The following is a 14298-nucleotide window of genomic DNA, read 5'->3' as shown; positions in this document are numbered from 1 at the left end:
GATTAGTTACGAATATGCGGAAATCCTTACGATGGAAATCAAATTACACGCTAACGCCACGACCACACCACGAATTCGCCGTTATCTCCAGAACTCTGATAAAAGTGACAGAGAACTCGCTGCTGAACTTGGTATTTCTGTGACTACCGTGAGGCGCTGGCGTTATCGTGAAGAGGTTTTAGACAAAAAAACAACGCCAGGTGTGATACACAAAGCAATGAGACAAGAGCAGGTTTCTTTGGTTAATGCATTGCGCGATGTGTCGGGCGCGCCACTGGATGAACTGTTGTTGCTGGTGAATGACGTTTTGGGGATACCGGTCTCCCGTGCGACGCTGAACCGTTATTTAAAACCGGTTGTTCCTAAACATCGGGATGCGCCGCTAATGGGGAAAAAGGCGTTAAAAGCGGGGCTGTTACCACAGCAACTGGAGGTGCATCACCTTCTGCTGTCACTGCATATGGATGATGGCGGGGAGCATCATTTGTTGTGGGCGCGTGAACCGATAAGCGGGTGGTGTTTTGCCCGACTGTATGCCGGACTCTCACCACTGCGTGTGGTGAACTGGCTGGAAGAATTACTGAGTGAATGTCCTGCTGAAATACAATCTATTGAGACTTTTCTTTTTGAGGCTGACAGCGTCAGCGTGAGAAACGCGCTAAAGCTGCGTGGAATACACCATAAAATCAATCCAGGCTCACCGGGCAGGGCGCAGGTGGTTGTTCCTTTAACGACAATTATTCCACGATTGCAAACCGAATCGGCCAGTCAGTTACTGATTCAGATATGCGAATTTTATAACGCAGGTCGGACGCAAAAAAAATTGGGCGATAAGACGCCGCAGGCGTTTCTTGAAGCGCTGCGGCATAAGGATTAGCGGACGATGTCCAGTACCTGTTCTGGTGGGCGACCGATCCGCGCCTGTCCGTTGGCAACCACAATCGGGCGCTCCATCAGTTTCGGGTTCTCTACCATCGCCTGAATCAGGGCCGCCTCGCTCAACTGGCTGTCTGCCAGGTTGAGAGAAGCATAAAGATCTTCTTTCTGGCGCATAAGCTCACGTGCGCTGGACATTCCCAACATCCGTAACAGTTCACGCAGGGTGGCGGCATCCGCAGGGCTTTCCAGATAGAGCACCACGTCCGGCTCCACGCCGTTTGATTTCAGCAGGCTTAGCGTCTCACGACTCTTTGAGCAGCGAGGATTATGGTAGATTTTTACCGTGTCAGACATGAGTTCTCCTTTTACATCTTTTCGTACGGCTTGAAGCGCTGCTGCAACTGGCGCAACTGGTCGATGCGGGCATCGTAACGCGCCTGCTGCTGACTTCCCAGTTTGACCTGAGAGCTTGCGCTGCTGAGTAGAGAAATCGCCTGATCCAGACGTCCCGTCAGCGCATAAACTTCAGCACGCGCAGCCAGTTCTTGATCGCGGTTATTTATTGCCGCTTCCGCTTGCGCCAGCACGTCCCAGCCGTTGCTGTCATCTTTATTATTGAAGGTATAGCGATTGAGTATGGTTGCGGCTTCTTTCGCTTGTCCTCCCTGCAACAAGGCATTGGCCAGGTTGAGCTGCAGGACAGGGTTAACGCGCAGATCGCGGGCGTTTTTCAGCCGATTAATGGCGTCGCTGGTTTTCTTCTGACCCAGATCGATATCGGTCGCCAGGTCAAGATACCACGCATTGTTCGGCTCCGCCGTCAGCAATGGCTGCAGTGTTTTACGCGCCTCGTCATATTTATCGGCGACCATCGCCTGTAACGCTTTGCCGTATTGCGCAGCGCGTTGCTGGCGAACGTTGCCTTTGCTCCATTCATCCAACAGGTCGCTGGTTAACTGGTTGCGCCCTGAATTGTACATCCCAAGCGTACGCGCTTTTGCCAGATAAAAGTCTTCTGAAGATTGCACCACGGCTGGCCGCATTTGGTTCGCACGGTTACGGGCGTCCGCGAGACGGCTTTCCGGCAAGGGGTGGGTGAGCAAAATTTCAGGTGGTCGGGTGGAGTAACGCGCCTGATCGAGCAGTTTTTCCAGGAACGTGGGCATCGCCTGAGGATCGAATCCCGAACGTTGCAGAACCTGAATACCGATACGATCGGCTTCCTGTTCGTTTTGTTGCGTGAAGCTGATCATCCCCTGGCGCGTACCTGCCAGAGTACCGGTGAGCGCCGCCATGCCCGCTTGCGGGCTGGCCATCGCCAGTAATATTGAACCTAACGCGCCAACCCAGGTTAACGGGGCGCTACGCTGTTGATCTTCCATCGCACGCGCCAGGTGACGCTGAGTCACGTGGGAGATTTCGTGCGCCATCACGGAAGCCAGTTGGCTTTCGTTGTCGGAATAGCGAAAAAGCGCGGAATGCAGCACGACGTTGCCGCCGAAGAAGGCAAAGGCGTTAATTTCGTCGTTATTAATCAAAAAGAAATGGAAGGGGGTTTTCACCGAATCGGCATGGGAGACCAGGCGCATCCCGAGAGTATTGATGTACTGTACCAGTAGCGGGTCGTTAATTAGCGGTGCGCTACCACGCAACTGGCGAACATAATAATCGCCCATTTGCATTTCCTGACCAATGGAAAGCGTGCTGGCTGCCGAGGTCCCCATATCGGGTAATGTGTCCGTGGGATCTGCAAACGCGGGCACCATCTGACCGAAGGTCAGCGCAGCGATGAGGGTAGCAACCAGGTTTTTTTTAAACTGCCTGAACATGACCTCTGTCCTGTATTCTTTAAGATAGCCATTTGACCGATACTGCGAAATATCGTTCCCGCGTCGGTGACATTGGGAGTGTAACTGCGAAACCCGACAATGAACACCCGAACCAGGACGCTTTTCAGTTTCCTGAATCAGCCATAAAAAGCGAAGTCTTTTCTGAGACATTTCGATACAATTCGAGATCGCAATCCCGCTATTGAGTTCAGGGAAGGGTTTTTATGCTCGAAATGTTGATGCAATGGTATCGCCGTCGCTTTAGCGACCCGGAGGCGATTGCTTTGCTGGTTATTCTGGTGGCTGGTTTTAGCATCCTGTTCTTTTTTAGTGGGCTGCTAGCGCCCTTGTTGGTAGCTCTGGTTCTGGCTTATCTGCTCGAATGGCCGACAGTGCGTCTGGAAGCTATTGGGTGTTCCCGACGATGGGCGGCCTCTATTGTCCTGGTGGTCTTTGGCGGCATATTGCTATTGATGGCATTTGTGGTCATGCCTGTGGCATGGCAGCAGGGGATCTATTTAATCCGCGACATGCCGGGCATGCTAAATAAGCTCTCCGATTTTGCAGCGACATTGCCGCGTCGTTATCCGGCGCTGATGGATGCCGGGATCATTGATGCCATGGCGGAAAATTTACGTACCCGAATGCTCTCAATGGGGGATTCGGTGGTGAAATATTCGCTGGCGTCACTGGTGGGACTGTTGACGCTGGCAGTCTATCTGGTGCTGGTGCCGCTGATGGTTTTCTTCCTGATTAAAGATAAAGATCAGATGCTGAATGCTATGCGTCGGGTTCTACCGCGAAATCGGGGCCTGGCAGGCCAGGTCTGGAAAGAGATGAACCAGCAGATTACCAACTATATTCGTGGCAAAGTGCTGGAAATGGTGGTTGTTGGCGTCGCGACATGGCTCGGCTTTTTGCTGTTTGGCCTGAACTACTCATTGTTGCTGGCAGTGCTGGTCGGATTCTCGGTGCTAATCCCCTATATCGGCGCATTTGTGGTGACGATTCCGGTCGTCGGGGTGGCATTGTTCCAGTTTGGTTTAGGGACGGAGTTCTGGAGCTGTTTTGGCGTGTACCTGATTATCCAGGCGCTGGATGGAAATCTGCTGGTGCCAGTACTGTTCTCTGAAGCCGTTAACCTACACCCCTTAGTGATAATTTTGTCGGTAGTCATTTTTGGCGGTTTGTGGGGATTCTGGGGGGTCTTCTTTGCCATCCCGCTGGCAACGTTAATCAAAGCGGTGGTCCACGCCTGGCCAGACGGACAGACCACTCTCGAAGAGTAATCTTCAGTTCATAAAAGAGCCCGGTGATACTTTGCGCACCGGGCTCTCTTTTTCTGAATTATTATTTTGTTTTACGCAAATAAATGATCCAGTACGTCACGCTGACCAGCAAACCACCACCGATAATATTGCCGATAGTCACGGGGATGAGATTATCAGTAATGAAATTGCTCATCGTTAGTGCCGGGAAATTATCTGCCGTGGTTTGTGTAAGACTCCAGAACGAGTCCGGTGCAAAATTGCGAATTATAATCGCTAAGGGAATAAGAAACATATTGGCAATGCTGTGTTCAAAACCGCTGGCGACAAACATGCTGATCGGCAATAACATTGCGGCAATTTTATCGGTGAGTGAATGACCGGAATAACTTATCCATACTGCAAGGCAGACCATTAAATTACACAGTGTGCCCAGGCAAACCGCTTCAATAAAGGTGTGGTGCATTTTATGATCGGCAGTTTGCAGAACGTTTAATCCCCACAAACCGTTGCTGTTCATCACTTGTCCGGAAAACCAAATCAGGCACACAAAAAAGAGCGCGCCGACCAGATTACCGCAATAGACGATGAACCAGTTCACGAACAATTGTCGCCAGGTTATGAGTCCGCTGGCTTTGGCCATGACCGTCATTACTGTCGACGTAAACAAATCAGCACCACAAACGACGACAAAAATAAGACCGAGAGAGAAACAGAGACCGCCAACCAGTTTTGTTAATGCTGTCGCCGGACCTGCGCCAGTAGTGACGGTAATATAAAAGACAAAGGCAATGGAAATGAACACACCGGCGGTAATAGCCAGAAAAAATGCCAATTCTTTTTTCTTTGTCACCTTATATACGCCAGCCTGCTCGGCGACTTTTGCCATTTCTGCAGGCATTCTCAAATCTAACGAAAAACTTTCCTTCATAAGATGCTCCTGAATAGCGCTGAGATATTGAAGACTGCATATCTCCATGCACAGTGCGTACCAGAGTGGAAGCCTCTTACGAGAATGAAATGTGAATCCCTTCACAGAGTTGCGGCGCTACAAGACCTCACGGGCTGTAATACCCAGTCGTTGCATACGCGATAATAACGTTGTACGTTTCATACCCAGTCGTGTTGCGGCACCACGAGGTCCGGCGACAATACCGTTGGTTTCCCGTAGAACCTGAATAATACGCTGGCGCTCCTCTTCATCATTTTCCGGTGTGGCGGGGTTAAGCATTTGCGACATCGGCCCGGAAACGGGGGACTCGCTTCCCAGAGGGGGCAGCAGTCGGGTCTGGCGAGTATTCAGATGCAAATTCAGGCTATTGCCCCGGGTGAGCAATACCGCACGTTCGATCACGTTTTCCAGTTCACGCACGTTCCCCGGCCAGTCCCATGTCATCAGTTGACGTAGCGCTTCCGTCGGGATCACGTCAATGTTCCGGTTCATCCGCTTCGCCATTTTTTGCGTAAAGTGTTTCGCCAGTAGCGGAATATCTTCCGGCCGTTCGCGCAGCGGCGGTATCTCAAGAGGAAAAACGTTCAGCCGATAGAACAGATCGCTGCGGAATTGCCGGTCTTCGACCATTTGCCAGAGATCGCGGTTGGTAGCGGCAATCATTCGCACGTTGACCGGTATTGTTTTGTTTCCGCCCAGGCGTTCGATCTCTCTTTCCTGCAATACGCGCAGCAGCTTGGGCTGTAACTCAAGGGGAAGATCGCCGATTTCATCGAGAAATAACGTTCCGCCGTCGGCGATTTCAAACCGGCCGCGATGAGTGCTAATCGCGCCGGTAAAGGCCCCTTTGTCGTGTCCGAACAGTTCGCTTTCCAGCAGGCTGGCGGGGATCGCGGCGCAGTTAATCTTTACCAGCGGTTTATCCTGACGCAGACTTAATTGATGGATCGCACGGGCAATAACCTCTTTCCCTGTTCCCGTTTCACCACAGATCAACACAGTACTGTCGCTCTGCGCCACAATGTTGATCTGCGAAAGCAGGTCATCCATTGCCTGGCTTTGATAGATAATATTGCCGGTGTCCTGACTGGCGAACAGTTGCTCACTCAGCTGAAAGTTTTCCTGTTTCAGGCTCTCTTTCAGGTCAGTCATGCTGCGCCAGGCATCGGCATTATCAACGGCGATTGCAATGCGGTCAGCTATATGTTGTAGGAGCTCGCAATTCTCCTCGCTGAACAGCGAGCGCGAGGGGTGAGCGAGAAGCAAAGCCCCCGGCGTATGATTGCCAAAGGTCAGTGGCAGAAAGAAAGCGGTTTCGATACGGCTGTTTTTCAGATCCAGTAACAGTGGGTCGTGCTCCCACAAAACGGGATCGTCCTCCAGATGCAGCAAACAGGCACGCTTGTCGCGCAGCGTTTGCATCAGCATGATGCTCTGCTCTTGCAGGATAAACTGCAGGCGTTCCGGCTGCTCTTCCTGAGAGAAATCGGTGCTCCATGCGCAGAACTTGTCTGCTCGTCGCGTATCTCGCAGTACCATGCTGACGAAGGTGATACCGAAGAAGTGGTTAATTTCTCTGGCGACATCATCGATCAATTCTTCCAGATTTAAATGGGAGAGCACCGAGTTAGTAATATCGACCAGTACACGATGATGATCGCGTTCTTTCGTGATGGTATGAAGGGATTCCTGCTGACCCGACTGGGTAAGTATAGACTCCAGCACAGGCGTCATAACGCGGACTAACCAGTTGAATAAGCTGGTGTCCTGATGGGTAAACGTTCCTTTATCCGTGCGGATGAAGCGCAATTCCGCCATCAGAGTATCGCCAAGCAGCGTGGCATGTAGCGAAGAATCGCTGACGTCGCTCAGGTAAGGCTCTTTGACTATCTCGTCGGTTCCATCGTCAAAGCAGCGATAATAGAAGCTGCTTTCCGGGAAGTGGAGTTCAATGAGTTGTATTGGGCTGAAGGGTGGGGGGAGCGGAACGAAGGCGTGCAATATAGAGGCCTTATCATTCTGCCGAGTCAGAGAGTGCATAAGCGTCCTGACTGCATCATCCAACAACTTACCTACAGGCGGGGCAAAAATTGCCTCGTCAAACTTTGTCATCAACGGTCCTTTTTACTGAAGAGACAGATTGTGTAGCGACTGCGTTTTGGTAGCGAACAGAGCAACACGACACTTTACCTTATCCCTTCACTTCGTAATGTTATCCGTCTCACGAGATTTTCCGCGCCATGAGATAAATGGCGGGCTCACGAACAATATCATCCAGCAGATGAATCAATTGGATACTCAGACTACGCCACGGCTCCGGGGCGTCATCAGCGAGGGGGGAAAAGGCGCGGCTGAGCATGTTAACGTGACTGGCATCGATAACAATCTCGTCGAAACGGAGTACGCCCGACATTTTGCGATGCGCCTCTTTGTCTTCCACTTGTGCTATCCACGCGTTGTAGTCTGCCAGCGGGCAGGTTAATGCCACGTTCAGGCAGTCGATTACGCCAACGTGATGGCCAATCGCCAGGGAGTAATACATGACCTGGCGACTTTTTTCTGGCATGGCGACAGTACTGTCGAGAAACTTCTTTCGCAGCGTCCAGAAGATAATTTCGCCGTGCTGATTAGCCATGCAGCCCCCTGAGAGTCTGTAATAACTGGTGAACGATGTCATTCAGGCGCGGATCGTCCGCCTCTTGTAACCACGTTGCCACTTGTTGACCGGAAGGATCCTGAGTGAGCACCCGTAAAAGCTGATCGCAGATCTCCCGTCCCTGACGATAACCCGCCAGGCGGCGCGCCTCCCTTTCCAGGGCGATACGCTGGGTGGGTGGAATCTGCGGCCACAGCGGTTGAGACGGCTCGGCTGCGGCATCGACATAATCCACGCCATGAATTTTCTGCTGCAGTAATCCCAGCGCCACGGCAAAACCATGGATTGTAGCGGCGGGGGTGGGCGGACACCCCGGTATCCACACGTCGATAGGCACAATCGTGTCACTGCCTCCCCACACGCAGTACAGATCGTGGAAAATCCCACCGCCGACGCCACAGGCGCCATAAGAGACACAGATCTTATGGTCTGGTGCTGAATGATACGCGCGCAGGGCAGGCATGCGCATTGCCCGGGTAACGGCACCGGTAAATAACAAAATATCGGCATGTCGGGGGGAGGCCACCACCTTAATACCAAATCTTTCAGCGTCGAACAGCGGGGTGATCGCAGAAAAGATCTCAATTTCGCAGCCGTTGCACCCGCCACAGTCAACGCGATAAACATACGCTGAGCGGCGAATATCCTTCAGGAGGAACTGCTTCATTTGTTGCGCCTGGTCGTCCAGCGTAATGGGCTGACTGACGTGGTGGCGATGCGTTGCCGTCAACGAAGTCATTGCTTCTCCTTAATGGCAAAAGATATATTTTCGCAACCGCCATGAAACAGCGCGGCGCGTTGTTTACACTCCGGACATATGCTTGCCTGCTGACGCAGCAATTCCAGGTTTTGCGGCGCATTCTGCTGTTGCACCAATAGCGCAACGGCCATCTCGATCGACTTTTCTGGCGCAAACGGTCGCTGACACTGCGTGCAGTGTTGCAGGCGGAACGTAGCGCGGGTGAACAGGTCCGCTTTACTGGTCACCGCCAGCTCGAAGTTTTCCGACAGACGTATCGCCCGGGTTGGGCACACCTCTTCGCAACGACCGCAATAAATACAGCGGCCCAAATAGAGCTGCCAGGTGCGGGTGTTATCCTGCGCGGAGGTTTCCATGGTCAGTGCGTTGGCCGGGCACGCCGATGTACAGGCTGCGCACGCAATGCACTGACGTGGATCCAGCTCCGGCTTGCCGCGAAAGCCAGGGCTGACCTCCAGCGGAGCAAATGGGTATTTCACCGTGGGCTCGCCAGCCCGCATGATGGTTTTGAGTAATTTCAGCATTTTTCTGTCCTTACTTCAGCGGTGAACGGCTGCGGTCAATGCTGTAGCGCTCGATCTCTTTATACGGCACAGTTTTCGACTTGCGCTTACGCACATCAATCAGCGTCACGCGGTCAGTGCAGGAATAACAAGGATCGAGGCTGCCGATAATCAGCGGCGCATCGGAAACGGTGTTGCCACGTAGCATGTAGCGCAGAACCGGCCAGTTAGCATAGGTGGCAGCGCGGCAGCGCCAACGGAACAACTTTTGGTTGTCTCCGAGCATGCTCCAGTGCACGTCTTCGCCGCGTGGCGCCTCCACAAAGCCGAGCGCAAAAGCATGTGGGCGATAGGTGAAGCCTTCGGTGAGCAGCGGCGTATTCGGCATCATGTCGAGGGCGTATTCGATCATCGCCAGCGAGTCGAAGGTCTCTTTCACACGCACCATGACGCGGGAAAACACATCGCCTCCCGGGAAGCTAAACAGTGTTTTCGGGATGTTGGCATAGTCAGAATAGGGGTGATCAAACCGCAGGTCGCGGGCAAAACCGCTACCGCGAATCAACGGACCTACTGGACTAAAGTCGCGGGCAATTTGTCGATCAAGGATACCGACACCCTGGGTGCGTTGTTCCATATTGGGGGTCGCGAGCAGCATTTCGACGAGATCCGAAACTTCTGCGCGCATTTCCCGAACCAGCTTCAATGTTTGCAGACGTTGCTCTTTGAGAATATCGCGGCGAACGCCGCCGATCAGGTTAAGACCATAGGTTTTACGCGAGCCCGTCAGCAGTTCCGCCATCGTCATCGATTTTTCGCGCACGCGGAAAAACTGCATAAAGCCGGTATCGAAACCGACAAAGTGGCAGGAAAGGCCCAGATTAAGCAGATGGCTGTGCAGGCGTTCGACTTCCAGCAATATCGAACGGATGGTATGTGCGCGCTGCGGGACCTGGATCCCGAGCGCATTTTCGACGGACGTGGCGTAGGCCACACTGTGGGCAAATCCGCAAATGCCGCAGACCCTGTCCGACAAAAATGTCACTTCGTTGTAGCCCATCCGCGTTTCTGCCAGTTTTTCCATGCCGCGATGCACGTAAAACAGGCGATAATCGGCATCGACGATTCGCTCACCATCGACAAAAAGGCGAAAATGCCCGGGTTCGTCGGAGGTAATATGCAGCGGGCCGATGGGGATCACGCGCGCGTCATCGCTGCCGTCGTTAATAAACGGATAGGTTTCGCTGTCTGTTGTCGGTTCCGGGCGCAGACGATAATCCATGGCATCTTTGCGCAGCGGATGCATATCGTCAGGCCAGTCGTCGGGCAGAACCAGCCGACGCTGATCAGGCAAACCGACCGGAATCAGACCGTACATATCGCGAATTTCCCGCTCACCCCAGACCGCAGCAGGGACGCGTGGCGTGACCGAAGGGAATTCACGGCTGTTGGCATCGACCAACGCCTTCACCACGATCCAGCATTTTTCCGCGCCTTCAATGGAGAGCGCATAATAAACCGCGTAGTGTCCGTTCAGGCTTCGCTCGTCGTTACCAAACAGCACCGGTAGCCAGCCTTCATGCTGGTAGTAAAGATAATGGACGATGTCGGGCAGCAGATTTGTTTTTACCGTAATCGTCACCTGCGTCGGCGTTTGTCTCTCTTCGTCCAGCACCGCGCCAGGAAACTGATTTCTTACTGCGGCCAGACAGGCTTCGCCGCAGATTGACTGGTGATTAACGCTGTCTGAATAATTCACTTTTGACTCTCCGGTACCGATGCAGTAGTGGGGTTAACAAAATCACGCCAGCTGTTCAGCTGACCAGGGCGTTCAGAGGAGCCTGAAAGCACGATCGCGGAGGCATTCTCCAGAATTCGGCTTACCGGTTGCGGTATGTGAGTACCCATGACCAGCATCATGACCAGCAAAACCACCATGGGTAGTGTCGTCAACCAACCCAGTTCACCGCGACTCACCGCTTCTGGCGGGCGAGCAAACAGAACGCGGGCTACCATGCGGATCAGACCTGCCAGCACCACTGTTAGCAGCAGTAAGAGCACAATGGTGAGCACGATATGATCGCGGGCAAGACCCGCCGTGACAGTCATAAATTCACTGAGGAAAATATTGAACGGAGGCATGCCCGCAAGCGCCAACGCACCGCCCGCAAACAAGACAGCGGTAAACGGCATGATTTTTAGCATGCCGCAAACCACATCAATATTGCGCGTGCCGTACTTCAGCAGCACGTTGCCGGAACCGCAGAACAGCAGGGTTTTCGCCAGGCTGTGGTTTAACGTATGCAGCAACGCCGCCAGAATACCCAGCGGTCCGCCGATACCCAGCGCGACGGCGACCAGTCCCATGTTTTCCACGCTGGAATAGGCCAACAGACGTTTCATGTCCTGCTGCACGAGAATAAAGAACGCAGCAACCCCGACGGACAACAGACCGAAGATCAACAGAAGCGTATTGGGGAAATCACTGCCGATGGCGTTGCAGATAATGATGTAATAACGGATCAGCACCAGCAGCGCGCAGTTGAGCAGAACCGCAGAAAGCAGGGCGCTCACCGGGCTTGGCGCCTCGCTATGCGCATCCGGCAACCAGGCGTGCATCGGGAACAGACCGGTTTTGGTACCGAATCCAATCAGCACAAACACAAATGCCAGCAGCATCAGCGTCGGATCAAGCAGCGTCGCCTGTTTCAACACCTCGGTCCAGAAAATCGCCAGATTAGGATCGGACATGATGCTCGCGGCGTTGGCATAAACCAGAACGGTGCCAAACAGACCGAAAGCGACGCCAACGGTACAGATGATGATGTACTTCCAGGCCGCTTCCAGCGAGGATCGCTGACCGTAGATACCCACTAAAAATGCGGAACTGAGGGTGGTGGCTTCAATCGCCGTCCACATCACGATCAGGTTATTGCTGGTTACGACCAACAGCATGGTGAACAAAAATAAATGGAAGAAACCGTAATAGTTGCAGAGCGTGAGCTCGGTAATTTCCCCATGTTTCACCTCATGATTCATATAACCGATGGAATAGAGGCCGGTGAGAAAACCAATGACGCCCAGAATGGCTAAAAACAGCCCACTCAGGCTATCAATATGCAGCCAGCGATGCCCGGCGAAGATTTCGCCTTCGCTCAGCCCTTCTTTTACCGTCCATAGCGTCAGAATCAGCAGCAATGTGATCCCCACGGTGTGGATCAGGGTGACCGCGTTGCGTGCTGACCCGCCTGTCATGCGACAGGCGAAACAGAGTAATGAGATCAGCAGTGGCGTCAGCAACAGTAAGGTGAACATGACAGAATGACTCATTTCATTATCCCTTCAACGCAGTCAGGTTGTTCACGTCCAGCGTGCCATGGGTTCGCCAAATCTTTCTGGCCAGCAGCACCATCACGATAACGGCGAAAATGGCATCGGTCGCAATGCCTATTTCGACCAGCTCCGGCGCGCGCCAGGCGATCAGCGCCAGCACCAGATGGGAACCGTTCTCCATCAGGCAGTAACCGAAAATCTGCCGCAAAATATTGCGTTGGCTGATAATGCACAGCAGACCGAGGAGGAAATGTCCCAGCGCCACCGCCAGCGCAGGCTTAAGGTCTGTCGCCATCGGTAATTTCACCGGCTGTACGACGAAAGCGCAGAGCAGCACAATGAGCGCAGCGAGTAACGCCATGGTTGCCGGGCCAAACAAGGGCTTCTCAGTGCAGACCGGGGCGATTTTGCGTACGGCAAAACTCATGATCAGTGGCACCATCACCACTTTGGTGACGAAGGCACTGACCGACCACATCATCAATTGTTCTGCCGCAAACACCTGTGAGAGCGTCACGAAGATGGACACCAGAACCAGTGACTGGACGGCATAAAAAATACATGAGAGGCGATAGCCTTTGACGCAGATCACCAGAAGTGACGTCAGCATCATTAGTCCCGCCAGATTGTTTACGAGCGTTGTTCCCGTCATCCTTCACCTCCTTATTGAAGCCAGGTTGCGGCGATGACGCTGGACACTAGCGACATCACAATCAGTACTATCAAAACCAGACGCATTGAGAATGGCAGCGGCACTGCCTGCGCAACGTCGTCACTCGGTTTGCCCGGCACGACGCGACCAAACCAATAAATAAACCAACCGAAGCTGGCGACCGACTCAATCAGCACCAGAACCAGGATCGGTATCAACAGCCAGTACTGACTGGAGAGCATGAATCCAGCGGCGAAAAGCGGGTACTTGCTGAAGAAACCGTTAAATGGCGGTACACCGGTGATAGCCAGCGCCGCCACGCAGAAACCAATTCCTACCAGCGGTAATGTGCGCAATATGCCGCGCAGGCGCGGCAGCAGACGTGTTCCGCAGCTATAGCTCAGAGAACCCGCAACCAGGAAGAACAAGCTTTTGGCAAACGCGTGGTTGACGATGTAAGCAATACCGCCCTCGAAAGCGAGATGAGAACCGAAGGTGGCCAGTGACAGCGCGAGAAAGATATAGGCCAGTTGGGTAATGGTTGACCAGGCCAGCAGGCGCTTCATATCGTGTTGCGGCAGATACATCATGAAACCGTAGACAAGCGTTACCAGCGCCATCACCACCCCTGTCCAGCCAATGGCGGGAGGGATCTGACCGCCGTCGAGGATCGCGCGGGCAAAAATGTAGACCCCCACTTTGACCATCGAGGCCGCATGCAAATAGGCACTGACCGGCGTTGGCGCTTCCATCGCATCCGGTAACCAGGCCTGGAGCGGCAACTGCGCCGATTTCCCCCATGCGGCGAACAGAATGCCGCCGTAGACCAGATAACGGGCGTCACCTTGCACTTCACTCAACGCGCTGAGCGCAAAGGTGCCGGTCTGTAAAAACAGCGTTGCGGCGGCGAGATACAACCCCAGCGAAGCGATGTGAGTGATCAACAGTGCCTTTAACGCAGAACGCTGTGATTTTGCTGTCTGGTAGTAGCTGATCAGCGCCCAGGAACAGCCGCCGGTGATTTCAAAAAACAGCAGTTGTCCCAGAATGGTGGAAGAGAGAACCAGTCCGGACATGGCGCCGATAAAAATCAGCAGAAAGGCGTAATAACGATTGCTACCGTTGTGCGGGTGTTCGCGGTTTTTTTCAGTCAAATAGCCGTTGGAAAAAAGTGAAACCAGCAGGCCGAGAAAAACAACCACAAACAGGATTAACGTACTGACGCGATCGATTACCAGCCCAAAGAGCGCGACGTCGTTGACGCTGGCCAGCGGCAAAACAACGGTCGCTTTCCCGGTCTGGTAAAAGATGACTTCCAGCGCCAGCATACTGAGCGTCGCCAGCCCGGCAAACAACGTCCCCAATGTCGCGGCCTGGCGCTGTGGGGCAAGCGAAACGACCAGCGCGCCGATAAACGGTAGCAGTAGCGTCGTCAGAGCAAGAGATTCCATGGTATGTCGATGCTC

At 53.3% G+C, this 14298-nt stretch carries 13 protein-coding genes; 2 read left to right on the top strand and 11 right to left on the bottom strand.

The window, feature by feature from the left end:
- Positions 1–31 precede the first annotated feature (31 nt).
- A complete protein-coding gene (locus CJP72_RS01140) occupies positions 32–877 on the top strand; it encodes a helix-turn-helix domain-containing protein (protein WP_162379075.1) in 846 nt (281 codons plus the stop codon).
- On the opposite strand, the gene arsC is transcribed toward CJP72_RS01140, so the two are convergent.
- A complete protein-coding gene (arsC, locus tag CJP72_RS01135; protein ID WP_162379074.1) occupies positions 874–1233 on the bottom strand; it encodes an arsenate reductase (glutaredoxin) in 360 nt (119 codons plus the stop codon). The genes CJP72_RS01140 and arsC overlap by 4 nt on opposite strands.
- Before the next feature lie 11 nt (positions 1234–1244).
- The gene (gene bepA / locus CJP72_RS01130; protein ID WP_162379073.1) at positions 1245–2708 is read right to left on the bottom strand and encodes a beta-barrel assembly-enhancing protease; all 1464 of its coding nucleotides are present in this window, start codon (positions 2706–2708) and stop codon (positions 1245–1247) included.
- Positions 2709–2932: 224 nt separating this feature from the next.
- Here bepA and CJP72_RS01125 point away from each other — a divergent pair, with 224 nt between their 5' ends.
- A complete protein-coding gene (locus CJP72_RS01125) occupies positions 2933–3997 on the top strand; it encodes an AI-2E family transporter (RefSeq protein WP_162379072.1) in 1065 nt (354 codons plus the stop codon).
- 61 nt (positions 3998–4058) lie between these two features.
- On the opposite strand, the gene focA is transcribed toward CJP72_RS01125, so the two are convergent.
- The 9 genes from focA to CJP72_RS01080 all read right to left on the bottom strand — a co-directional run bounded on the left by focA (position 4059) and on the right by CJP72_RS01080 (position 14283).
- The gene (gene focA / locus CJP72_RS01120) at positions 4059–4907 is read right to left on the bottom strand and encodes a formate transporter FocA (protein WP_162379071.1); all 849 of its coding nucleotides are present in this window, start codon (positions 4905–4907) and stop codon (positions 4059–4061) included.
- Between the two features lie 117 nt (positions 4908–5024).
- Complete coding sequence (locus CJP72_RS01115) at positions 5025–7040, bottom strand: sigma-54-dependent Fis family transcriptional regulator (protein ID WP_162379070.1); 2016 nt, start codon at positions 7038–7040, stop codon at positions 5025–5027.
- Between the two features lie 109 nt (positions 7041–7149).
- Complete coding sequence (locus tag CJP72_RS01110) at positions 7150–7563, bottom strand: formate hydrogenlyase maturation HycH family protein (protein WP_162379069.1); 414 nt, start codon at positions 7561–7563, stop codon at positions 7150–7152.
- Positions 7556–8323, bottom strand: a complete 768-nt coding sequence (locus CJP72_RS01105) for an NADH-quinone oxidoreductase subunit B family protein (RefSeq protein WP_162379068.1) — start codon at positions 8321–8323, stop codon at positions 7556–7558. Before CJP72_RS01105 ends, CJP72_RS01110 begins: the two co-directional genes overlap by 8 nt.
- Positions 8320–8868: a hydrogenase 4 subunit H gene (gene hyfH, locus CJP72_RS01100; RefSeq protein WP_162379067.1), complete on the bottom strand. Its 549-nt coding sequence runs from the start codon at positions 8866–8868 to the stop codon at positions 8320–8322. Before hyfH ends, CJP72_RS01105 begins: the two co-directional genes overlap by 4 nt.
- A gap of 10 nt (positions 8869–8878) precedes the next feature.
- The gene (locus CJP72_RS01095; RefSeq protein ID WP_446714960.1) at positions 8879–10606 is read right to left on the bottom strand and encodes a hydrogenase large subunit; all 1728 of its coding nucleotides are present in this window, start codon (positions 10604–10606) and stop codon (positions 8879–8881) included.
- Positions 10603–12177: a hydrogenase 4 subunit F gene (gene hyfF / locus CJP72_RS01090; RefSeq protein WP_162379066.1), complete on the bottom strand. Its 1575-nt coding sequence runs from the start codon at positions 12175–12177 to the stop codon at positions 10603–10605. The genes CJP72_RS01095 and hyfF overlap by 4 nt, the downstream gene beginning before the upstream one ends.
- A 4-nt stretch (positions 12178–12181) precedes the next feature.
- Positions 12182–12832: a hydrogenase 4 membrane subunit gene (hyfE, locus tag CJP72_RS01085; RefSeq protein WP_162379065.1), complete on the bottom strand. Its 651-nt coding sequence runs from the start codon at positions 12830–12832 to the stop codon at positions 12182–12184.
- Positions 12833–12843: 11 nt separating this feature from the next.
- The gene (locus tag CJP72_RS01080; RefSeq protein ID WP_162379064.1) at positions 12844–14283 is read right to left on the bottom strand and encodes a hydrogenase 4 subunit D; all 1440 of its coding nucleotides are present in this window, start codon (positions 14281–14283) and stop codon (positions 12844–12846) included.
- Between the last annotated feature and the right edge of the window lie 15 nt (positions 14284–14298).

The sequence above is a fragment of the Citrobacter sp. NCU1 genome (genome assembly GCF_010231475.1).
In the GTDB taxonomy this organism is placed as follows: Bacteria; Pseudomonadota; Gammaproteobacteria; order Enterobacterales; family Enterobacteriaceae; genus Citrobacter_D.
The sequence above is the reverse complement of the archived record's forward strand: the minus strand, read 5'-3'. Positions and strand labels throughout refer to the sequence as shown.